General features: G+C 41.4%; 24 protein-coding genes. 18 read left to right on the top strand and 6 right to left on the bottom strand.

Annotation, left to right across the window (positions count from 1 at the left end; translation table 11 throughout):
• Nucleotides 1-6: 6 nt before the first annotated feature.
• From K7X70_RS05640 to K7X70_RS05625, 4 genes are read right to left on the bottom strand one after another with little or no spacing between them, the layout of a single operon-like run.
• Nucleotides 7-678, bottom strand: a complete 672-nt coding sequence (locus K7X70_RS05640; protein ID WP_062547234.1) for a hypothetical protein — start codon at nucleotides 676-678, stop codon at nucleotides 7-9.
• Nucleotides 671-1,930 (bottom strand): dihydroorotase, encoded by a 1,260-nt coding sequence (locus K7X70_RS05635; protein WP_222536131.1) that lies wholly within the window; start codon nucleotides 1,928-1,930, stop codon nucleotides 671-673. The genes K7X70_RS05640 and K7X70_RS05635 overlap by 8 nt, the downstream gene beginning before the upstream one ends.
• Nucleotides 1,927-3,975: a vWA domain-containing protein gene (locus tag K7X70_RS05630; RefSeq protein WP_222536130.1), complete on the bottom strand. Its 2,049-nt coding sequence runs from the start codon at nucleotides 3,973-3,975 to the stop codon at nucleotides 1,927-1,929. Before K7X70_RS05630 ends, K7X70_RS05635 begins: the two co-directional genes overlap by 4 nt.
• Before the next feature lie 21 nt (nucleotides 3,976-3,996).
• Nucleotides 3,997-5,574 (bottom strand): L,D-transpeptidase family protein, encoded by a 1,578-nt coding sequence (locus K7X70_RS05625; RefSeq protein ID WP_222536129.1) that lies wholly within the window; start codon nucleotides 5,572-5,574, stop codon nucleotides 3,997-3,999.
• A gap of 294 nt (nucleotides 5,575-5,868) precedes the next feature.
• Between K7X70_RS05625 and hisG the strand changes: the two genes are divergently transcribed.
• From hisG to K7X70_RS05575, 10 genes are all read left to right on the top strand, one after another.
• On the top strand, nucleotides 5,869-6,720 hold the full coding sequence (hisG, locus tag K7X70_RS05620) for an ATP phosphoribosyltransferase (RefSeq protein WP_222536128.1): 852 nt from the start codon (nucleotides 5,869-5,871) through the stop codon (nucleotides 6,718-6,720).
• A gap of 23 nt (nucleotides 6,721-6,743) precedes the next feature.
• Nucleotides 6,744-8,030, top strand: a complete 1,287-nt coding sequence (gene hisD / locus K7X70_RS05615; protein ID WP_222536127.1) for a histidinol dehydrogenase — start codon at nucleotides 6,744-6,746, stop codon at nucleotides 8,028-8,030.
• A gap of 2 nt (nucleotides 8,031-8,032) precedes the next feature.
• Entirely contained in the window at nucleotides 8,033-9,079 is a 1,047-nt protein-coding gene (gene hisC / locus K7X70_RS05610) for a histidinol-phosphate transaminase (protein ID WP_222536126.1), read from the top strand.
• 54 nt (nucleotides 9,080-9,133) lie between these two features.
• A complete protein-coding gene (hisB, locus tag K7X70_RS05605; RefSeq protein WP_222536125.1) occupies nucleotides 9,134-10,267 on the top strand; it encodes a bifunctional histidinol-phosphatase/imidazoleglycerol-phosphate dehydratase HisB in 1,134 nt (377 codons plus the stop codon).
• Nucleotides 10,267-10,860 (top strand): imidazole glycerol phosphate synthase subunit HisH, encoded by a 594-nt coding sequence (gene hisH / locus K7X70_RS05600; protein ID WP_222536124.1) that lies wholly within the window; start codon nucleotides 10,267-10,269, stop codon nucleotides 10,858-10,860. The genes hisB and hisH overlap by 1 nt, the downstream gene beginning before the upstream one ends.
• Before the next feature lies 1 nt (nucleotide 10,861).
• Nucleotides 10,862-11,611 carry a 1-(5-phosphoribosyl)-5-[(5-phosphoribosylamino)methylideneamino]imidazole-4-carboxamide isomerase gene (gene hisA, locus K7X70_RS05595; RefSeq protein ID WP_222536123.1) on the top strand — a complete coding sequence of 250 codons (750 nt, stop codon included), beginning with the start codon at nucleotides 10,862-10,864 and terminating at the stop codon, nucleotides 11,609-11,611.
• A gap of 4 nt (nucleotides 11,612-11,615) precedes the next feature.
• Nucleotides 11,616-12,371 (top strand): imidazole glycerol phosphate synthase subunit HisF, encoded by a 756-nt coding sequence (gene hisF, locus K7X70_RS05590; RefSeq protein ID WP_222536122.1) that lies wholly within the window; start codon nucleotides 11,616-11,618, stop codon nucleotides 12,369-12,371.
• Entirely contained in the window at nucleotides 12,368-12,961 is a 594-nt protein-coding gene (gene hisIE, locus K7X70_RS05585) for a bifunctional phosphoribosyl-AMP cyclohydrolase/phosphoribosyl-ATP diphosphatase HisIE (RefSeq protein WP_222536121.1), read from the top strand. The genes hisF and hisIE overlap by 4 nt, the downstream gene beginning before the upstream one ends.
• Nucleotides 12,962-13,003: 42 nt before the next feature.
• Nucleotides 13,004-13,900, top strand: coding sequence for a WD40 repeat domain-containing protein (locus tag K7X70_RS05580; protein WP_222536120.1), 897 nt, complete (start codon nucleotides 13,004-13,006; stop codon nucleotides 13,898-13,900).
• Between the two features lie 88 nt (nucleotides 13,901-13,988).
• Nucleotides 13,989-14,465 (top strand): OsmC family protein, encoded by a 477-nt coding sequence (locus K7X70_RS05575; protein ID WP_222536119.1) that lies wholly within the window; start codon nucleotides 13,989-13,991, stop codon nucleotides 14,463-14,465.
• On the opposite strand, the gene K7X70_RS05570 is transcribed toward K7X70_RS05575, so the two are convergent.
• Nucleotides 14,462-15,244, bottom strand: a complete 783-nt coding sequence (locus K7X70_RS05570; protein WP_222536118.1) for a C40 family peptidase — start codon at nucleotides 15,242-15,244, stop codon at nucleotides 14,462-14,464. The two genes, K7X70_RS05575 and K7X70_RS05570, sit on opposite strands and share 4 nt — an antisense overlap.
• 184 nt (nucleotides 15,245-15,428) lie before the next feature.
• On the opposite strand from K7X70_RS05570, the gene K7X70_RS05565 reads away from it, so the two are divergent.
• Nucleotides 15,429-15,884: a universal stress protein gene (locus tag K7X70_RS05565; RefSeq protein WP_062547220.1), complete on the top strand. Its 456-nt coding sequence runs from the start codon at nucleotides 15,429-15,431 to the stop codon at nucleotides 15,882-15,884.
• Between the two features lie 76 nt (nucleotides 15,885-15,960).
• Here K7X70_RS05565 and K7X70_RS05560 read toward each other — a convergent pair whose 3' ends face one another.
• Complete coding sequence (locus K7X70_RS05560) at nucleotides 15,961-16,311, bottom strand: 4Fe-4S dicluster domain-containing protein (RefSeq protein ID WP_187667603.1); 351 nt, start codon at nucleotides 16,309-16,311, stop codon at nucleotides 15,961-15,963.
• Nucleotides 16,312-16,386: 75 nt separating this feature from the next.
• Here K7X70_RS05560 and K7X70_RS05555 point away from each other — a divergent pair, with 75 nt between their 5' ends.
• The 7 genes from K7X70_RS05555 (at nucleotide 16,387) to K7X70_RS05525 (ending at nucleotide 22,641) form a co-directional block, all read left to right on the top strand.
• Nucleotides 16,387-17,406, top strand: coding sequence for an acyl-CoA reductase (locus K7X70_RS05555; RefSeq protein ID WP_222536117.1), 1,020 nt, complete (start codon nucleotides 16,387-16,389; stop codon nucleotides 17,404-17,406).
• A 97-nt stretch (nucleotides 17,407-17,503) separates the two neighbouring features.
• Nucleotides 17,504-17,707, top strand: a complete 204-nt coding sequence (locus tag K7X70_RS05550; protein WP_062547218.1) for a hypothetical protein — start codon at nucleotides 17,504-17,506, stop codon at nucleotides 17,705-17,707.
• Between the two features lie 2 nt (nucleotides 17,708-17,709).
• Nucleotides 17,710-18,393 (top strand): cell division ATP-binding protein FtsE, encoded by a 684-nt coding sequence (locus K7X70_RS05545; RefSeq protein ID WP_062547217.1) that lies wholly within the window; start codon nucleotides 17,710-17,712, stop codon nucleotides 18,391-18,393.
• 126 nt (nucleotides 18,394-18,519) lie between these two features.
• Nucleotides 18,520-19,104 (top strand): nucleotide exchange factor GrpE, encoded by a 585-nt coding sequence (locus K7X70_RS05540; protein ID WP_062547216.1) that lies wholly within the window; start codon nucleotides 18,520-18,522, stop codon nucleotides 19,102-19,104.
• Between the two features lie 6 nt (nucleotides 19,105-19,110).
• The gene (gene dnaJ / locus K7X70_RS05535) at nucleotides 19,111-20,283 is read left to right on the top strand and encodes a molecular chaperone DnaJ (RefSeq protein ID WP_222536116.1); all 1,173 of its coding nucleotides are present in this window, start codon (nucleotides 19,111-19,113) and stop codon (nucleotides 20,281-20,283) included.
• Between the two features lie 114 nt (nucleotides 20,284-20,397).
• Entirely contained in the window at nucleotides 20,398-21,303 is a 906-nt protein-coding gene (locus K7X70_RS05530) for an ABC transporter ATP-binding protein (protein WP_222536115.1), read from the top strand.
• Nucleotides 21,304-21,306: 3 nt separating this feature from the next.
• Nucleotides 21,307-22,641, top strand: coding sequence for an ABC transporter permease (locus K7X70_RS05525; protein WP_222536114.1), 1,335 nt, complete (start codon nucleotides 21,307-21,309; stop codon nucleotides 22,639-22,641).

Raw genomic sequence — 22,641 nt, 5'->3', positions numbered from 1 at the left:
AAGGTTTTAGTTTTTGTTAAAATTAGCAATTAACGTATAAACTGCAACATCAAATTCTTTATTAGGGCTATATTCCTGTAAATCTTTGATTACCTCTTCACTTACTTTCGGCTGGTGGAAGAAACACATGAAAGGAATAAATAATTCTTCCATTTCTTCTCCTAAATCGATCATACCTACATGGCTGCAAATATCTTCTACACTACTTTCTACCAGGTTTTGGTTGGTAATTAAATCTTCATAGATATGGAATTCGTCCTGGAACTCATCCTCTTCTACCAATAAGAATTCTTTCAGGAAGTCGCCCAGCTCTGGCTTAATGCGCTCATCATGACACTCATTGATGTACAACAACAAGTTTAAAAGCTCAGTACCTCTATCGATGGTCTCTTCTTCAATATCTGCCCACTCATCTGTTTCCAGGTAATCTTCTTCTAATTTTTTCACATCATTAGCGAAGAAATTAATCATCAATAAATCGAAGAAAACTTCTCTCAACTGCTCAAATGCAGGATATTCGTTGAATACTTCGTCAAATTCTTCCACTTTTTCCAGGAAGCCAAGATCTTTACTGAATACTTCGATCAACCCCTCTTCTAATTTGATGGAATCTATTCCAGAAACCTCAGCAAATTTATCTAACGACGCAATTAGCGCTGTTCTAACATGATTATCCATATTGTAATTGTTTGTTGTTATATACCAGTTGAACTTTTCCGGTTAATTTCTTATTTAAAAGCGGTGAATTCGCTGATTTTGATTGATTATTTGTGGTATTGTACTCCCATTCCAATGTTGGATGATACACCGTGAAGTTGGCGATCTCATTCTCTGCAATTACTGGAACTGCAAGGTTTAACAATTTGCGGGGGTTGATAGACAGTTTTTCTGCAATTTGTGTGGCATCCAATCCGGCTTTCAGCATCAATGGAAGCACAGTTTGCAAAGCGATGATGCCATAAGCGGCAATTTCAAACTCTACGGCTTTAAATTCTATTTCCTGCGGACGGTGCTGCGAACATACGGCATCAATAGTACCATCTTTCAAGCCGTTGATCAATGCCCTTACATCTGATTTCCCACGCAATGGCGGTTTCACTTTGTAATTGCTATCGAAATCATTCAAAAGCTCTTCCGTGAATACCAAATGGTGCGCAGCCACATCACAGCTGATCTTTAAGCCGTCTCTTTTAGCTTTTTTAATCAGTGCTACCGAACCGGCAGTAGAGATATTGCTAATGTGTAATGGGGCTTCATGATAGGCAGCCAGGAAAATATCCCTGCTGATGTGCATCTCTTCGGCTAATGCCGGAACGCCTTTCATGCCCAGCAATACACTGGTTTTACTTTCGTTGATCTGCGATTTTCCAGAGATCGATTTATTTTCCGGATGCACCATCATCAGGCCGTTAAAGCCTTTGATGTATTGCAAAGCACGGCTCATGAATCCATCGTCAGCGATCGCCTTATTGCCATCAGAGAAAGCCACGGCACCTGACTGCTGCATATCGTACATCTCTGCTAATTCTTTTCCTTCCAGATCCTGGCTCACTGCCCCTACTGGCAATACATCTACCAGGTTTCCTTTGGCTTTGTTGAGGATATAAGCGATTTCTCCTTTGGAATGAACAATCGGTCTGGTATGTGGTAAAACGGCTAATCCTGTGAAACCACCAGCCATTGCGGCACGTGTTCCTGTTTCAATATCCTCTTTAGTTTCAAATCCAGGATCTCCAATGGAGCAGTTCAGGTCAAAGAAACCTGGCGATAAAATGGCTCCTGCTCCGTCAAAAACTTCTTCCTTGCCGGAAGACTGCAAGTTACTGCCAATGGCGGTAATTTTGCCCTGTTCTACACGTACATCACAAGTTTTTTGATGGAACTGGCTGTTTGGGTCGGCAATGGTTACCCCAGTGATGAGAAGATTCATGGTTTTTGTATGTTTTTTGTTTTATTAAAAAATCGGATCAATAGTATTTCGATGGCTAAAAAAACAACAGCCAAAATTAGGCAAAGTTTCCATAACTCTATACTGCTATTTTTTGCTTCTATATTTAACGATAAGGCATCTTTCTCAGAATTATGTACCGCGATCTTCTGTCCTGCAAATAAATCTTTCAGGTTTTGAGCGGTAGCATAGCGCATATCTGATTCTCGTCGGTTGTCATTAAAGGCCAGTACAGCCAATACCGAATCGGTTCTTTTCAGGTCGTAGAAGCCTGGTTTCTTCAGCTGATCGGCGATATAGAGCAAGGTTTTTCCTGGGGTTTGTCGGATTTCAGGAATGATTTCTGTGCCATCTGCTGATTTTAGAACCAGCGATTGGTTAGCGCCAACACTCGTTTTCTGCTGCTCCAGCAAATCATCTTTACCAGCGGTATAATACATCGGCTGTTCTTTCGCACTGTTAAAAGCCACTTTAAAAAGCAGCGGTACAAACACCGGATGTCTGGATAAATTTCCATCTTCCGGTCTCAGCGTGCTGGCCGACAAATATATTTTTCCTGCTCCGGCAGGGTATCTTGCAAAAAGGCTTTGGCTCAATGGCAATTGCAGGATGCTTTCTTTCCCTGCGGTGTTTCTTTCCAGATAACTGAAATACCTGTTCACTACCGGCAGGTCCATATTTGCAGGAATCTGATCAAACACGTCTTTAAACAAAGGGTCTTTGAGTTCGATACTACTGCTGACCGGTTTCCCTGTTTTTAATTCTTGTATAGCAGGCAGAGATAAGGCCGTTAAAAATGGCGTATAAACTACCGCACCTGCATCCAGATCTGGAAAAATCACCAGGGAACCTCCATTTTGCACATAGCTTTTCAGCTGCTGCGCCAATCCAGAAGAAGGTTGTTTCAATCCATTCAGTACAATCAGACTATATTCCGGGAAGCTGGAATACTTGACGTTTGCCTCTGCCATTTCCGTCAGTTTGAAATAAGGATCAGCAGCAAACAGTGATTTTAAGAATTGCTGGGTAGGATCGCCAGAAATGGTCAAAACCTTCATTTCGCTATTCACGCGGAAACTAAAATTCAGCTCATCATCAAAAGTGATGGGAAAATCTTTAATGCTCAGCACTCCTTTTTGCCATCCTTTCTCCAGACCGCCAAAAGAAAGGGTGTCTGTTATAGATTTACCGGCAGGGACTTTAAGGTTACTAATGGCTTTTTGCTGTTGGTTGACGGTTAATTTTAAAGGGATATCGGCTGCATCTTCCTCCCCATAATTATGCAGCTGCACCACTAATCTCTCCGCTTGTTTGGGCTGATGAACCGGAGATAAGCTCCATACGCTATCTACCGCGATATTTGGAAGTGCATTGGCTTTTAAACTGATGAAAGAATAGCGGATGCTGGAATCAGATTTGATCTTTTCAGTTCCAACAAAGTTCTGCTGAAAATCAGATAGCAGGTAAACCAAATGATTTTTTCTGGAATCGCCTTCCTGCTGCAGTCTGTTGACCACTTGCTGCATTGTTCTGCTGGCCGGTGATATTTTCAGTTCTTCCAGCATTTGGATAAACGCTTCTTTATTTAATTTACGCTGATGTTTGCCTTCAAAATCATTGGTCAGCAATTGAAACTGATCATTCAGCTGATAAGCATTGGCAATTTCTTTCGCTTTGCGCTTCGCTTCGTCCAGCAAATTCCCTTCCTTGTTTACCGTTTCCATACTGTAGGAATTGTCGATATACACACTGATCAGGTTCCCTTTATCAGGGTCTGCGCCTGTTTCCAATGGGATATATGGCCTTGCAAAAGCAAAAACCAGGAACATCACCGCAAGGATCCTGCAGGCCAATACCAATAAATGCTGAAGTTTATCCCTGGAAGAATTCTGCTCTTTCGCTTCTTTAAGAAACTGTACATTACTGAAATATACCTTCTTAAATTTCCTAAAATTAAATAAGTGAATTACAATAGGAATGGCTATTGCCAGCAGTGCGAAAAGAAAACCTGGGTATAGGAAATTCATTAAAAACCAAAGGTAGAACTTTTACATGAATTTCCTCATAGCTGACCATAAAGTTTCATCTAATCCGTACACATCGGCTCTATATTGCATTGAACCGTTCTGTGACCAGGCTGTGATGTAATTTATAATCAGTGGAACCTGCTTCTTGGTACCAAACCAGGTAGGTTTTAGCTTGAACAAATTCACCGTATCTGCTTTCTTTGCCAGTTTTTTGCGGTACAGCTCCATTTTTGTGGTATCTAAAGGCGGAAGATTTACTTCCATCCTCAGCTGATCGTAACGGTTTTTATCTTTCACCAGGTTCTGGGCAAATTCCAAAGGTTTCTCTACGCGGACACAGCCATGGCTGATGGCACGGTTGGCCTTTGCGAAACCACTCTTATTATTGGTGTCATGCAGGTAAATGCTGGAACCATTGTCGAAGATAAACTTAAATTTACCCAAGGCATTCCCATCTCCAGAACCTTGTTTAAACTGATAAGGCAATTTCTCTCTGGAATAGTTACTCCATTGAATAGTATCCGGCTCTCCGATCAATTTACCATTGCGGTATACATTGATATTGCTGTTAGATAAATAATAAGGGTCTTTTCTGGCCATCCAATAGATTTCATTTCTGGCGATGCTCACCGGGATGTTCCAGATTGGGTTTACCTGAATAGAATTCAGCTTGCTGTATAATATTGGTGTTTCGTGGTTTTTAGGTTTATCATCCAGATTGCCGCTTTTCGCATATTTGGCCATTTTCTCTGCATATCCTTCTTCTCTCTTTCCCCCTACACAGACTTTCATGTGCGTCAAAGTATCTTCTTTGCTAAACCAGGTCAGCGAAAAATCAGGAATATTAACCTCCACGAATTCTGTGCCCATCTCTGGTAACTTCCACCTCAAACGCTCCATATTAACCAGAATAGTTTTCGCCTGGTCACTTTTCCCTAAACCAGCGGCTTTTAAATCTGCCAATTTGTGTTGCAGCGCAATATATTGTTTAGAATCTGGCTGGATCTCTTTCAGTAAACCTTGAATATCTGCAGTTCCCAATACCTTAGAGATACTCGCACTATCGGGGCGTTTTACCGAAACATAATAACGGGAGAACAATTTACGTGGGTTTACACTGCCATAGGCCACAAAATTATCGTACTTGGTTAAGCTCTCTGCTGCATTTAACTCTAAATCAGCAATGACAGGATAAACTTCCTGAATGTTTTTGAACTTATTAAGGGATAAAGCCTGTAATGATTTTTTCAGTTCTTCCAGTCGGAAAAGTTCTGGGTTATAGCCATGCGCATCCACTCTGGCGATGTAAGCAGTTAAGGTATCTAATCCACCGTTGATGAAAAACTGAGTCACCAGACGCGGCTCTTCATTGTGGCTTGCATAAAAATATTTTATGGTATTCGGGTTTGTCAATTTCCCTTTTAAGGCATCAAATTGTTGCTTAAACACTACATTATACTCCGCAGTATCAAAATCTTTATAAAGTTTACGATCAAAATGTTTCGATAGCAAAAGACCAATCTCTGGTGTATCTTTAAACCAAGAACAACCATTTAAAAGCAAACAAACAGGGATTAAGAAGAACAGTATTTTTTTCAATGTGGTATTTTTTTTTACAAAACTAGACGTTAATTGTCATTATCAAACTCCTTTAGGCAAATTAAATGCCATATATATTTTGTTTTTTGCTTTCAATCTATATATTTGCAGTTCCACAACATGCTAAACATTGTTGATTAAGGACTTAAAAAGAATTATGAACCAAATTTTGAACCATCATTTACATTTGCACCATCGCCTGTCGGCGATGTATATGTAATGTTTTGTACTTCAAAACTTGTTTCCGAAATATCTTCTTGTCCAATATTCAATAATTTCAACCTAGCATACTAATTGAAAACACTTAAAATAGCTATCCAGAAATCTGGTAGATTAAACGAAAAATCAGTAGAGATTCTTAAAAATTGTGGTTTATCATTCGAAAACTACAAAAGTTCCCTTATATCCACCGTTACTAATTTCCCTTTAGAGATTCTTTTCCTGAGAGATGATGACATTCCAGAATATGTTCAGGATGGCATTGCCGACATCGGTATTGTTGGAGAGAATGTAATTGTAGAATCCGGTGCTGATGTGACTTACCTTCAACGCTTAGGTTTCGGTAAATGCACGTTAAAAATCGCTATTCCTAATGAAAGCAGAATCACCGAGATCGCGCAGTTAGAAGGTAAAGCCATTGCCACTTCTTACCCGGTAATTTTAGAGAAATACCTGAAAGAAAATCACGTCAATGCAGAAGTAAGAACCATTTCAGGTTCGGTAGAGATTGGTCCTGGATTAGGATTGAGCGATGCCATCTGCGACATTGTATCTACTGGCGGCACGCTAAAAAGCAATGGTTTAAAACCATTCTCGGAAGTCATGAAATCTGAAGCCATCCTGATTGGCAGCAAAGGATCTGAATTGCTGCCTGAAGTACAGGAACTATTACAAAGAATCCTTTCGGTATTGCGCGCTAAAGAAACCAAATACGTGGTGTTGAACGTTGCAAAAACCAATCTGAAGAAAGTGGTTGATTTATTACCAGGAGTAAAAAGTCCAACGGTGGTGCCTTTGTTTGATGAAGAATGGGTGGCTGTACATTCTGTAATTGCGGAACACGATTTCTGGGAAAAGATCAACAGCCTGAAAGCTGCCGGAGCCCAGGGAATTGTAGTTATGCCAATTGAGAAAATCATCGCTTAAGTTTCACCTAAAAAAACAAGACATTGAAAACCTATAGTTATAAAGAGTTGACGGAGCAAGAGATCAAAAATCTCTGTTTAAGACAACTGGAAGACGATAGTAGTATCCTGGATCGTGTCACTCAGATTATTGAGCAGGTAAAAACACGTGGAGATGCTGCTTTGGTAGATTATGCTCAGCAATTTGATCAGGTGGCCTTAAAAGAATTATTTCTTTCCGAAGCCGAGATCAAAAGCATTGCTGCGACTATTCCTGCAGCTGAAAAAGCAGCGATTGATACCGCTTATGCAAATATCCATGCTTTTCACGCCGCACAAGCCAACACGGAAAACAAACTGGAAACCATGCCCGGCGTCACCTGCTGGCGGGAATCCAGGCCCATTTCTCGCGTAGGCTTATACATTCCTGGTGGATCTGCGGTGCTGCCCAGCACTTTTTTGATGCTCGGTATCCCGGCGGTGTTGGCAGGGTGTAAAGAAATTGTGGTGTGCTCCCCTCCTCAGAAAGACGGAAAAACCAATTGTTACCTTGCTTACTGTGCCCTAAAGCTCGGCATCAACAAGATATATATGATCGGCGGTGCACAAGCTGTTGCCGCAATGGCTTACGGTACAGAAAGCGTTCCGAAAGTATACAAGATTTTCGGACCGGGAAACCGTTACGTGACTCAGGCTAAACAACTGATTCAGTCCAGCAGCATGACGGCTATAGACATGCCTGCGGGTCCTTCAGAAGTTTTGGTCATTGCGGATGAGACTGCAAATCCAGCTTTTATCGCGTCAGATTTATTGGCTCAGGCAGAACATGGTGCCGACAGTCAGGCGATTTTAGTCGCCACTTCTCCCGAAATTATTGCGGAAACGCTAAAACAAATCGAAGCCCAGATTGCTGTACTTCCTAGAAAAGACGTTACCGCAAAAGCGATCGCCAATTCTTATGCAGTATTAGTAGACGACCTGGAACAAGCCATGGAATTTAGCAATGAATATGCTCCGGAACACCTGATCTTAGCTACCGCTCAATTTGAGCAGCTGATCCCGCTGATTGAGAATGCAGGTTCTGTATTTTTAGGCAACCTGACTCCGGAAAGTGCCGGCGACTATGCCTCGGGCACCAACCATACCCTACCTACCAGCGGTTTTGCCAAAGCATACTCTGGCGTATCTCTGGATTCTTTTATCAAGAAAATCACCTTTCAACACATCACAGAACAAGGTTTGGCCAATATTGGCAATACCGTTGAGGTGTTGGCCGCTGCAGAAGGTCTGCAAGCTCACAAAAATGCAATCACTATTCGTTTAAAATCATAAAGATGGATATCAATAACCTCCAAAGAGAAAACATCAAAAATCTGAAACCATATTCTACTGCTAGAGATGAATATAAAGGACAGGCCAGTGTATTTTTAGATGCAAATGAGAACGGATACGGTTCTCCGCTAGATGTTAATTTTAACAGATACCCGGATCCATTGCAACTGGATCTTAAAGACGCCATCAGCAAAATCAAAGGTGTACCGATTGAAAACACCTTCCTTGGGAATGGCAGCGATGAAGCGATAGACTTATTGTTTCGCGCTTTCTGCGAACCGGGAAAAGACAATGTGATCATCCTTCCTCCTACGTATGGCATGTATGAGGTTTCTGCGGGCATCAACAATGTGGAAGCCAGAAAAGTAAACCTGCTGCCAAACTTTCAGCTGGACCTGGAGAAAATCTCGGAAGCCATCGATGAAAATACGAAGCTGATTTTCATTTGTTCTCCAAATAACCCTACCGGAAATTCTATTATCCGCACCGATATTGAAACGGTACTGGCTAATTTCAATGGATTGGTGATCATTGACGAAGCTTATATTAACTACGCCAAACAGCGCACTTTTATCCAGGAACTGACGGAATACCCGAACCTGGTGATCCTGCAAACATTTTCTAAAGCATGGGGCCTTGCCGCATTGCGCTTAGGAATGGCCTTTGCTGCACGCCCGGTCATCGACATCCTGAATAAAGTAAAACCTCCATATAACATCAATCAGGCCACACAGGACCTGGCTTTGAAAGCTTTGGAAAACATCGCACAGGTCAATGAATGGATCAAAATCACTGTTGCAGAAAGAGAAAATCTGAGCGAGGAGCTGCTCAACCTGCCCATCGTTAAAAAGGTCCATGCTTCCGATGCCAATTTCATACTCATTGAAGTGATCGATGCCTTGAAAACTTATGACGCTTTGGTAAACCAGGGCATCATCGTGAGAGACCGCTCTAAAGTAACCTTATGTGAAGGTTGCCTAAGAATCACGATAGGAACCCCACAAGAAAACGAAATCCTCTTAAACGCTTTGAAAGCGCTGAACTCATAAAACATGAAACCTTTTTTAATGGCTTCATAACCATTGAAAAGCAATAACATTCTGATGAAAAAAGTATTATTTATTGACAGAGACGGTACCCTCATTAATGAACCACCTGATGAGCAGATTGACTCTTTTGAGAAACTGGAGTTTTACCCAAGATCTCTTTATTACCTTTCAAAAATAGCTAAAGAGCTGGATTATGATTTGGTGATGGTGACCAATCAGGACGGATTGGGCACAGATTCCCACCCGGAAGTTAACTTTTGGCCGGTACACAACTTTGTGATGAAAACCTTCGCCAATGAAGGTGTGGTGTTCAATGAAGTGATCATCGACAAAACTTTTGCCCATGAAAATGCCCCAACGCGTAAACCTAACATCGGTTTATTACAGCATTTCCTGACTGCAGATTACGACCTGGAAAATTCTTTTGTGATCGGCGATCGCATCAACGACATCATTCTGGCTAAAAACCTGGGTGCAAAAGCCATCTGGTTATGCAATAACCTGCAATTGGGTGCCAATGAAAAACTAGATAAAATTGAGGCCCTGAGCGAATATATCGCGTTAAAAACTCAAAACTGGGAAGACATTTACACCATGCTGAAAGCCGGAACACGGACCATTCACCATGAAAGAAATACCAATGAAACAAAAATCAGCATCGATATAGACCTGGATGGCACCGGCAAAGCAGAAATCTCTACAGGATTGAACTTCTTTGACCATATGCTGGATCAGATCGCCCGTCATGGCAGTATCGACCTGAAAATAAAAACAAATGGCGACCTTCACATTGATGAGCACCATACCATTGAAGATACCGGAATCGCCCTTGGCGAAGCATTTGCAAAGGCAATCGGCAATAAATTAGGTCTGGAGCGCTATGGTTTCTGCTTACCAATGGACGATTGTCTAGCACAGGCAGCCATTGATTTTGGCGGCAGAAACTGGATCGTTTGGGAGGCTGATTTTAAACGCGAAAAAGTAGGTGATATGCCTACAGAAATGTTCTACCACTTCTTCAAATCCTTCAGCGATGCGGCAAAATGCAACCTGAATATTAAAGCGGAAGGCGACAATGAACACCATAAAATTGAAGCGATCTTTAAAGCTTTCGCAAAAGCCATCAAAATGGCCATTAAACGAGATGCAGAAAAGTTAGTCTTACCAAGTACTAAAGGCGTATTGTAATGATTGGAATCGTAAACTACGGAGCTGGCAACATCTTTTCGCTGACCTCAGCATTGGAAAGACAAGGCCTGAACTACGGGATGGTCAACACGGAAGCTGATCTGGATAAATATACCCATATCATCATCCCAGGGGTAGGCCATGCCGCTGCAGCCATGAATAAGCTGGAACAAACCGGCCTGGTAGCACCCATAAAAGCGCTTAAAAAACCAGTATTGGGCATTTGTGTAGGCATGCAGCTCCTAACTGATCATTCTGAAGAAGGAGATGCCAAACTAACCGGCATCTTTCCCTTAAATACCCGGTTATTCGATAAAAACCAGGGCATTAAAATTCCGCACATGGGCTGGAATAATATTGAGCATAAAAACAATCCATTATTTGATGGCGTAGCGAGCGGCACACAATTTTACTTTGTGCATTCGTACTTTATTGAATATAACCCTATTTTTGATATTGCCACTGCAAACTATGGCGAGCCATTTTCTGCAGCGATACAAAAAGATAACTTCTATGGCGTTCAGTTCCACCCAGAAAAATCTGGGAATGCCGGAGAACAGATATTAAAGAATTTTTCAAACTTAAAACAATAAAATGTACATTATTCCTGCTATTGATATTTTAGATGGTAAAGTCGTTCGTCTTAGAGAAGGTGACTACAACCAGAAAACTGAATATGATGTTTCCATCGCTGAAATGATCGAAACATACCGTTCTAACGGTACAGAATTCATACATATTATTGACTTAAACGGTGCCAAAGGTGATTTTAGTAACCAGAAAGCATTGTTTGAAATCATCAGTAAAACTGATATGCGTGTGCAATACGGAGGTGGTATCCGCACCATTCAACAGGTTACAGACCTATTGGATGCTGGAATTCACCGCGTCATCGTAGGTACACAAGCCATCACTAATCCAGATTTCCTTGCGGAATTGAGCCAGGAAGTAGGTAAGAAATATGATTATGCCAACAGAATCGTGATTGCGATTGATGTATTGGATGAAGTGATCAAATATTCTGGATGGATGGAAAGTTCGCCGGTAAAATTAATGGATTACGTAGATAAATGCCTGCAATTGGGCTTTTTCAGATTCCTATGTACCGATATTAACAAAGACGGAAAACTAGGCGGAGCTGCGGTAGACCTTTATAAAAAACTATTGGAGCACTCTCCTTTCATTAAACTAATCGCCTCTGGCGGCGTAAGTTCGATGGCGGACATTGAAGAACTGGCAAAATTAGACATCCGTTCTGTGGTAGTTGGTAAAGCCATCTATGAAAACAGAATCACCATTGAGGAGATCAAAGAATGGAATTTAAAGCAAATGACTTCTCTTTAAGCCGATGCTAAGTAAACGTATCATTCCATGCCTGGATGTTAAAGATGGCAGAACGGTTAAAGGGGTCAACTTTGTAGACCTGAAAGATGCAGGAGATCCGGTAGAACTGGCCTGGCAATATGCCCAGCAAGGTGCCGATGAACTTGTTTTTCTGGACATTACTGCCACCCATGAACGTCGTAAAACAATGATAGAAATGGTGAAATCAGTTGCCCGTCAGCTGAACATCCCTTTTACCATTGGCGGCGGTATTACCACCATCCAGGATGCTGAAGCTTTGCTCAATGCAGGCGCTGATAAGATCAGCATCAACTCGGCAGCAGTGAAAAACCCTGCTTTGATTGAAGAACTGGCAGCTGCTTTTGGCGTTCAGTTTGTAGTGGTAGCTGTAGATACCAAATTGGTGGAAGGCAAAAACCGCGTGCATTTGAACGGCGGCCGACTGATCACTGAACTGGAAACAGAAAACTGGATCAAACAGGCAGAAAATATGGGTGCAGGAGAGATTCTGCTCACCTCTATGGACCATGATGGGACAAAACAAGGATTTGATTGCAAGTTATTGAATCGCATTACACAAATGATCAATATCCCTGTAATTGCCTCTGGAGGTGCCGGAACTATTGAACATTTCATAGAAGTCTTTGAAAAAACAGGCGTGGATGCAGCCCTTGCGGCTTCGGTATTTCACTTTGCTGAGATCCCTATCCCCGACCTGAAACAAAAATTAAAATACCACAATATACCTGTAAGGTTATGATTATAGATTTTGAAAAAACGGATGGCCTGGTTCCTGTCATCATTCAGGACCACCAGACACTGGAAGTTTTAATGCTGGGTTACATGAACCAGGAAGCCTGGACAAAAACTCAGGAAGAGGGCAAAGTGACCTTCTTTTCCAGGTCTAAAAACCGCCTCTGGACTAAAGGGGAAGAAAGTGGAAACTTCCTTTTCGTAAAAGACACACATATTGACTGCGACCGCGATACGATTTTAATCAAAGCGAGCCCGGTAGGTCCAACCTGTCATACAGGTAGCAGAAGCTGCTTTAAAACGGATTACAATCAAAACTTCCTTTTTGAATTGGAAAGCGTCATCTCCGACAGGTATGAAAACCCTTCAGAAGAATCTTATGTCAACAAGTTACGTCAGAAAGGACTGAACAAGATTGCGCAAAAAGTTGGTGAAGAAGGTGTAGAAACCGTGATTGCCGCTTTAAACGAAACCGATGAAGATTTTGTGAATGAAAGTTCAGACCTGATTTTCCACCTTTTAGTCTTGCTAAAAGAAAAAGGAAAAAGCTTGACGGAAATTGCTCAAAACCTGGAAAAAAGACACCGTAAATCATAAGCTGCTGTCCATAAAGACAAGCGGTACCAAGAATAAATTAAAATGCTGAAACACTTACATACCTTAAGCGGACACCAAAACCCAATCTACGCCTTACTGAACTCTCCTAAAAAAGACACGTTTTTTAGTGCCGGAAATGATAAAGGTATTGTAGAATGGTCATTGGAAACGATGGGGTTTGTAAAAGTGCTGGTGCCGGTGCAAAGCTCTGTATATGCTTTGCACCGTTTCGGCAACCTGCTTTTCATCGCACAGCGCAGCGGCACCATCCTGGTCTTTAACCTCGAGGAAGAAAAAGTGGTTGCCACTTTAAACTTCCATCAAAAAGGCGTATTTGACCTGAAGACCATCACCTATAAGAACGAACTGATCAGCACCGGAGAAGATGGTATGCTGGCCGTATGGTCATTAGCTGACTTCTCTTTACTGTATCATTTTCAGGTGATCCCTCAAACCGTTAGGGTGATTGCTTTGAGTAATGATGAAAAGGAAATGGCATTGGGTGGCAAAGATGGCCTGATCAGAATCTACCATACGGAGGATTTCAGTCTGCTGAAGGAATTAAGAAGTCACACTTTACCGATTACCTCCCTGCAATATTCTCCTGCCGGAGATTACCTGATTTCAGGCAGTCGGGATGCGCAATTGAAAGTCTGGAGTTTACCTGATTATGAGCTGATCAATAGTATCGCTGCACACCTATTCAGCATTTATGCCATCGCATTTCACCCTACTGAACCTTATTTTGCGACTTGCAGTCAGGATAAAGGCATTAAAGTTTGGGGCAGTGCCGATTTTAAACTGTACAAAATCCTAAGCCTGGAAAAGAATACAGAAGGACACTTCCATTCCATCAATAAACTGATCTGGAGTACAGATGGTAACTACTTGATTTCTACTGGAGACGACCGACAAGTGATGGTTTGGAAATTTAACTAGCAGGTTATCAGAATACTGCCATTTACTTTCAAAAAACTGAGGAAAGAAATATAAGAATGTTTAAATTGGTATAAATATAGTACCAATCATGGCAAAAGAACATCAATATAAAACTGCAGTCACCTGGACAGGAAATAAAGGTTCAGGAACCATGGATTATCGCTCGTACGACAGAAACTATGTGATTTCCGTTGCTCAGAAACCTGATATTGCAGGCTCTTCTGATTCCGCATTTCTAGGTGATAAAAACAAACACAATCCTGAGGATTTATTGGTTTCTTCGCTCTCCTCCTGCCACATGCTTTGGTACCTTCACCTTTGTTCACAAAACGACATCATTGTCATGGATTATCAGGACAATGCAGTAGGAACGATGATTGAAAATGCGGATGGCAGTGGTTACTTTTCAGAAGTGATCTTAAATCCGGTTGTCACCATTACCAGAGCAGCAGACCAGGAAAAGGCGAATGCTTTACATGAGCAGGCACACAAAATGTGTTTCATTGCCAATTCCTGCAATTTCCCGGTAAAGTGTGCGCCAAATTTCGTAATAGAAGGCAGTTAGATAAAGCGTTTAATGATCCTGAGTTGGTGGCTGTAACGTCCCAACTCCGCATTATAAATTCCCTGATCATCTATCGGATCAATTCTGACCTTGCCCGAGGCATGAATGATGCGATCTGTACTGAGCATAATGCCTACATGAATGATCTTGCCCTCTGCATTGTCGAAAAAGGCAACATCTCCTGGTTTTACACCTGGTAAAAAGTCGACCACCTCCCCTTGTTCTGCCTGCTGCCAGGCGTCACGTTTCAAATGGATTCCGTTTAATTTAAAGATGATTTGTACAAATCCAGAGCAATCAATCCCAAATAAATTCCTTCCACCCCATAAGTATGGCGCATTCAGAAAGAAAAGTGCGTGTTTGATCAACTCTTCCACTGTATGATAAGCGGAGATTTTTAAGGGGGTAAACATGACCGCATATTTTTGCTGACCAAGGGAACAGAAGCCATTTTCCAGCATCGGAAGGTTACTTCCCGGAGAAAGGTAATATTTAGTCCCCTGCTCATCGATCACGGTACCCAATAACTCTGCAGGAACTACATGGTCGCAATCATGGTTATTTGCATATTGCTCTAAGGAAATCATGGTCAGCTGTTTGAAATCCATCCAGCCTTCGTAACCATCATAAGCGTTGTAAACCAACCACCAGTTCTCTTTTTTTTCCAGGATTTCTACATGATCTCCAAAAAGCAACTGAGAACTAATTTCGGCCCTATCCGAGGCCTCAGTCCTTAAAGGGGCAATAGCTACCCTGCAAATTCCATATTGTTGTTCCATATTAATGTGCTTCTGGCGCTATAAAAATAACAATATCTGTCCCATTATTACAAACTCATTAGAAATCTATATATTAGGCAAAGGAATTCGCTTTTCCAGCAAATCCAATCTGATATCACCTGGGATCAGCAAACAATTCAAGTTACAAGATGTCTTAATAGTATAACCATTAAATTGTAAGACCATGAACCTTAAAAAGATTTTAATTGCTGTCGACAATAGTACCTGCTCCGAAAAGGCGGCCAAGACAGGGTATGAAATCGCAAAAACATTTGGTGCAGAAGTAGCACTGGTGAACATCATCGAACCCATTCCGGCAAATATTAATCCGGACCTAACGCTTGCCCCGGTTTTTCTGGAGACTTACGACAACAGTGAAGAAAATAGCACGATGCTATTGAAAGAAATTGAAGCCAAATACAGTTTAGGCATTCCAACCACTTATTTAAGTGTGATTGACAATGCAGCGCATGGGATTATCCAGCAATCTGATGAATGGGGTTCCAACCTGATTGTCATCGGCACTTATGGCCGCACAGGACTGTATCATTTCCTAATGGGCAGTGTTGCTGAGCATGTGGCTAGAAAATCAGCCTGCCCGGTCCTGATTGTCCCTAATAAATTTGAAGATAAAGAATAAGCAGCTGCATTAAAATATCAGGCATAAAAAAAGGACGCTATCTAAGCGTCCTTTATATTTTTCAATATTTATGTTCTTAATTTTCCTGATGTAACCAGGCTTTTTTAGCCAATAGTTCTTCTTCAGTTTCGCGTACATCTTCATCATCAACGCAACAATCTACCGGGCATACTGCCGCACATTGAGGTTCATCATGAAAGCCTTTACACTCTGTACACTTATCGGAAACGATATAATAAACTTCGTCCGATCCCGCTTCCATAGAAGCTTCTGCGTCCACCTCTTTACCGCCGAAATCAATGATGCCATTTAAATTGGTTCCATCAGAGAATCTCCAGGCTGTACCTGCGTCATAAATTGCATTATTTGGGCATTCAGGCTCACATGCTCCACAGTTAATACATTCGTCTGTTATTTTAATAGCCATGTCTTCGTCTAATTCTAATGCTAAGGTTACCTTTGCAATGCAAATATAACACATAAACTTTAAAATAATTGGAATATGGCAATCCTTACTGCTGAAAAACTCATAATTGCACTCAAAAAGCTTGGTCAATTTACTGCCAATCCCGATCCTGACTTTAAAAATTTAATTTTATCAGCACCAAATAGCAATGCCTGGTTCACCGTTGAGGAAGTGGAAAAAGCCTTAAAAGCATTAAACCAGATGCTCAATGACCAGGATATTGAAACCTGGTTTAAATCCATCAAGATCAGCGAGACACCGAAAAAAGTAGGACTGATTTTAGCTGGAAATATACCAATGGTAGGTTTTCATGATGTAATTTCTGTGCTGGCCACAGGAAATATTGCATTGATCAAGCTTTCTTCTTCGGATGACAAGCTGCTGCCAGCTTTATTAAAAAGATTGGTAGAAATCGAGCCATTGCTTGCCCCTCACATCGTTTACATAGAAAGACTCAAAGATTTTGATGCGGTGATTGCTACTGGCAGCAACAATACCTCCAGATATTTTGAATATTATTTCGGAAAAGTGCCTAATATCATCAGGAAGAACAGAAATAGCGTAGCGGTGCTGACCGGCGAAGAAAGCAAAGAAGAAATCGCGATGCTGGGTCATGATATTTTCGATTACTTTGGTTTGGGCTGCAGAAATGTATCTAAACTTTTCATTCCTGAAGATTACGACATCAAGAACTTCTATGAGCCTTTAGAATCGTTCCAGAACATCATCAACCACTTCAAATACAACAACAACTACGATTATAACAAGTCGATCTACCTGGTTAATGCGGCGACGCATTTCGACAATGGCTTTCTATTGCTGAAGGAAGATGAAAACATGGTATCGCCATTGGCTGTATTATTTTATGAACGTTATAAAAGTTTCGAAGAGGTTCAGGAAAGACTGGTAAAAGAAGAAGAAAACATCCAATGTGTGGTTTCTAAAGCGGATTTAAAGCTAAATACCAAGGTATTGGCACCGGGCCAAAGTCAGGCACCTAAATTATGGGATTATGCAGACAATGTAGACACGATTGCCTTCCTAAATGGGATATAAGGGTCTGATTATTGTACCACAATTGAACCGATGGTAAAATCAGGGGAACAGATCATTTCTCTTCATTTCTCAATTTGAAATACTATTTTTGAACAAAATGTATGTAATCAAAGTTAAAGGCATTGCCAAAATCCCAGACTATGTACAGTTGCGGGATGATAAATTCACGCTATTGGCGTATTTTCGGGTAGACAGACCTGATAAATCTTTAGAGAAACTCGGTTTGGGCGATAAGTTACCCTATATAATGAATTTTGTGAACGATTTGCCTTTCGGACAAATTGCTAAATTAGATATTTAAACATGACAGAAAACGCAGTTATAAATTTAAAGAACGTAGATGTGTTCCAGCAGAAACACCTGGTCTTATCTAATGTAAATCTGAATGTGGATAAGGGAGAATTCGTTTTTCTAATCGGTCAGACAGGATCTGGTAAAAGTAGTTTACTGAAAATTATTTATGGGGACCTGCACATCGGAAATGGTGAAGGACAGGTTGCTGGATTTGATTTAAAGAACCTGGCGATTAAAGACGTACCTTATTTGCGTAGAAAACTGGGTATTGTGTTTCAGGATTTCCAACTGCTGACCGATAGAACGGTAGAAAAGAACTTAGAGTTTGTCTTGAAGGCAACAGGCTGGAAGGATGCAGCCTTAATTCAGGAGCGCATTAAAGATGTGCTGGAGAAAGTAGGTTTACGTTCTAAAATCAGAAAAATGCCGCATGAGCTTTCCGGTGGGGAGCAGCAGCGTGTGGTGATTGCCCGTGCTTTATTGAATAACCCGGAAATCATCCTGGCTGATGAGCCTACAGGCAACCTGGACCCGGATACTTCTGAAGAAATTGTGATGCTGCTGAAACAAATCAGTCAGGGAGGAACCGCAGTATTGATGGCTACCCACGACTACCATATTATCCGCACTTTGCCTTCCAGAATCATTAAATGTGAAGCTGGCGTAGTGCATCAGGATGCACAAATCGTGTAACCATTTTCTGACAAATCATTTATTATCCGGCCATTCTGGTCAGTTTTTCATTTGAAAACTGACAGTATGGCCGATATCATTCATTGGCAAACCTTTTGAGTTTGAATCCAAAAATTCTACTATACCATGTTTAGCAAGAAGAAAAAAAACGACATCGAAGATCCTATAATGGAAAATACTGCTGATGAGCAGGTAACCAACGTGCAAGCCGAAGAAAGTGCAGATGCCGCTTCAACAACAGAAGAAGTTCAGCCTGAACTTTCAGTTGAAGAAAAACTACAACAGGAAGTTGCTGCATTAAATGATAAATATCTGCGCTTATTTGCAGAGTTCGACAACTACAAACGTCGTACTCAAAAAGAACGTGTAGAGCTTTTACAAACTGCAGGTAAAGACGTAATTGTCTCTATGCTTCCGGTATTGGATGATTTTGACCGTGCCAATAAGGCTATGGAAGGTGCTACTGATGTAGCTCCGATCCTGGAAGGCTTAGCATTGGTTCACCATAAATTAAAAAGTACATTAGGCCAAAAAGGACTGAAAGAAATGGAAACGATTCATACCCCATTTGATACAGATCTTCATGAGGCAATAACGAAAATTCCTGCTCCAAATGAGGAGTTAAAAGGAAAAGTGATGGACGAATTAGAAAAAGGATACACTTTAAACGACAAGGTGATTCGCTTTGCCAAAGTCGTTGTAGGGAGTTAATATTTTATGAGCAAGAGAGATTTTTATGATGTGCTTGGCGTGACCAAGAGTTCATCTGCTGAAGAGATTAAAAAGGCTTACCGCAAGTTAGCCATTAAGTTTCACCCGGATAAAAACCCGGATGATAAATCAGCAGAGGAAAAGTTTAAGGAAGCAGCTGAAGCTTATGAGATTTTAAGTAATCCGGAGAAAAAACAACGCTATGACCATTATGGACATGCAGGTGTTGGTGGTGCTTCTGGCGGCGGTGGCGGTTATGGTGGCGGCGGCATGAACATGGAAGATATCTTCAGCCAGTTTGGAGACATTTTCGGTGGTGGTGGCGGCAGTCCATTTGATAGCTTCTTTGGCGGCGGCGGTCAGCAATCTCGTGGTGGCCGACGTGTAGCAAAAGGGACCAACCTGCGCATTAAAGTAAAACTTACCTTGGAAGAAATCGCCAACGGTGTAGAAAAGAAAATCAAAGTTAACAAGCAAGTCAGCTGTAAAACCTGTGATGGTTCAGGTGCTAAAGACCGTAATTCGGTCAGCACTTGTCAAACCTGTGGTGGAAGCGGTGCCGTGCGCAGAGTAACCAATACCATATTGGGACAAATGCAAACAACCTCTACCTGCCCTACCTGTAACGGTAGTGGTTCACAAATTACCTCTAAATGTACTTCCTGTCATGGTGAAGGCATCACTCGCGGCGAAGAAACCATTACCATCAATATCCCTGCTGGGGTAAGCGACGGAATGCAACTGAGCATGAGTGGTAAAGGTAATGCAGCGCCTCAGGGTGGCATTCCAGGTGATCTAATCATCCTGATCGAAGAAATTCCTCATGAATCTCTAAAACGCGAAGGAAATAATGTGGTTTACGACTTACATGTTTCTATTGTAGATGCGGCTTTAGGTTACAGTGCGGAAGTGCCTACCATTGATGGTAAAGCAAAAATCAAGATTGAACCAGGTACTCAAAGCGGCAAACTTTTACGTTTGAAAGGCAAAGGTATTCCGGAAATCAATTCTTACCACCGTGGTGATGAGATCATCCATGTCAACATCTGGACGCCGAAAGCTTTAAGTTCGGAAGAAAGAAGTATGCTGGAGAAACTTAGGGAATCCCCTAACTTCAAACCTCAGCCAGGAAAGAACGACAAGAGTTTCTTTGAAAAAATGAAAGAATATTTTGACTAATTCCGGTTAGTCAGCATGCTAGAAAGCCGCCTTCGGGTGGCTTTTTTTATTTATTTATCTTTTCATCAGTAACAATTTAATAAGTTAGGCTACTAAACTATTAAAACTAAAAAGATGCTGATTATAAATAACATTGTAAAGCAGTACGCTACTCATCGGGCTTTAGATGACGTCAGTCTGCATGTAGAAAAAGGAAAGATCTTTGGCCTTCTAGGCCCTAATGGTGCCGGGAAAACCTCCCTGATCCGAATTATCACGCAAATTACGGCTCCTGACAGCGGAGAAGTCATCTTTAATGGAGAAAGGCTCAACGTGCAGCACATCTCACAGATCGGCTACCTGCCGGAGGAAAGAGGGCTTTACAAGAAAATGGAGATCGGCGAGCAGGTTTTATACCTTGCCAAACTCAAGGGATTGAGTACTGCCGAGGCGACCAAAAGGATCAGGTACTGGTTTGAGAAACTGGGTATGGGTGATTGGTGGAGTAAAAAGGTAGAAGACCTAAGTAAAGGAATGCAGCAAAAAGTACAATTTGTAGCCACCGTTTTACATAAACCAGAGCTGATTATCCTGGATGAGCCTTTTTCAGGTTTCGACCCGGTAAATGCTGATGTGATCAAAAACGAAATCTTAGCACTCAATAAAGAAGGAGCCACCTTTATTTTCTCTACCCATAGAATGGAATCCGTGGAAGAACTCTGCGACAATATCGCGCTGATCCACCGTTCAAAAAAGATATTGGACGGCCCGGTTGCAGAAATTAAGGCGCAGTACCGCAACAATATTTATTGGCTGGAATACCATGGTGAGTATAATTTTGAAAATGCTCAAGCGCTATTTGAAGTACTGGAACACACCGTTATTGGGGATAAAACCAGGCTAAAAATCAAAATCAGAGCGCAGCAAACTGCAAATCAGGTATTGCAAGCCTTACTTCCTTATGTAGCTATTAACAGATTGGATGAAGTGATCCCTACTATGAACGATATTTTCATTGAAAAAGTAACCCAAAAAAGCTAAGCCATGAACAAAATCTTACTCATTATACAAAGAGAATACTTATCAAGGGTGAAGAAAAAGTCGTTCATTATCATGACTTTATTGACCCCGATCCTCATCGCCGCCTTTTATGGACTGATCATTTACTTTTCAATTGAAGGCGTAAAAGGGACACATAGTAAAGTAGCAGTAGTTTCAGAAAATACTGCGCTTACTGAAAAACTGACTTCCAATAAAAATATCAGTTACCACTATGTAGACCAGTCTTTAAATGCACTAAAAGCATCCTTTAAAAAGACAGATTACGATTACATCTTATACATCCCCGCTTTTGAGCTCAATAAACCACAGGGGATTCAGCTGCTGGGCACCAAACAAGCCGGTTTATCACTCAATGGCAGGATTTCCAGAGATGTAGAAAACATCCTCCGAAACCAAAAGTTAAAAGCATCCGGAATCTCTCAAACCGCGTTGGATGGTTTGAAAACTACGGTTAATATTGATACCAAAAAGATTAGCGAGACTGGAAAAGAACAAGATTCCAGTGCAGGTGCCAGCACCATTATCGGCACCGTTGCCGGTATTCTGATGTTCATGTTTATCATGCTATATGGCATCCAGGTGATGCGGGGTGTGATTGAAGAAAAGACCAGCAGGATCATAGAGATCATGATTTCATCAGTGAAACCTTTTCAATTGATGATGGGAAAAATCATCGGCATTGCCTTGGTTGGTCTCACCCAATTTATTTTATGGATTGTATTGACTGCTTCCATTTCGACCCTTGCAGTGACCACTCTAGTTGGAAAAGACCAATTGAAGCAAAGCAGCACGATGTCTATGAAAGCAGCAGATGGCACAGCAGTCAGTTCTGCAGCTGTGGATACGGTAGATAGTCCAGTATTATCGATGCAAAAAAGTCTGGCTGGTTTAGACCTGACCAAAATTATTCTTGTATTTATATTTTTCTTTATTGGTGGATATTTGTTCTATAGTGCATTGTATGCCGCTATCGGATCTGCTGTAGATTCTGAAACAGAGACGCAGCAATTTATGATGCCGATGATGATGCCATTATTTGTTGGTTATGCCCTTTCTTTAAGCGTGGTGGCCAACGATCCGTATGGGCCGATCGCTTTCTGGCTATCCATCATCCCTTTTACCTCTCCTATTGCCATGGTAGTTCGTTTGCCTTATGGTGTACCGGATTGGCAATTGGCACTGTCTATGCTGATTCTAATCGTTGGATTTATAGGCACCGTTTGGCTCGCTTCTAAAATCTACAGAGTAGGAATTTTAATGTATGGCAAGAAAACCAGTCTGAAAGAAATGATCAAGTGGTTTACTTATAAAAATTAA

The sequence above is a fragment of the Pedobacter polysacchareus genome (genome assembly GCF_019802255.1).
Taxonomy (GTDB): Bacteria; Bacteroidota; Bacteroidia; order Sphingobacteriales; family Sphingobacteriaceae; genus Pedobacter; species Pedobacter polysacchareus.
This window is presented reverse-complemented; position numbering and strand designations above follow the sequence as displayed.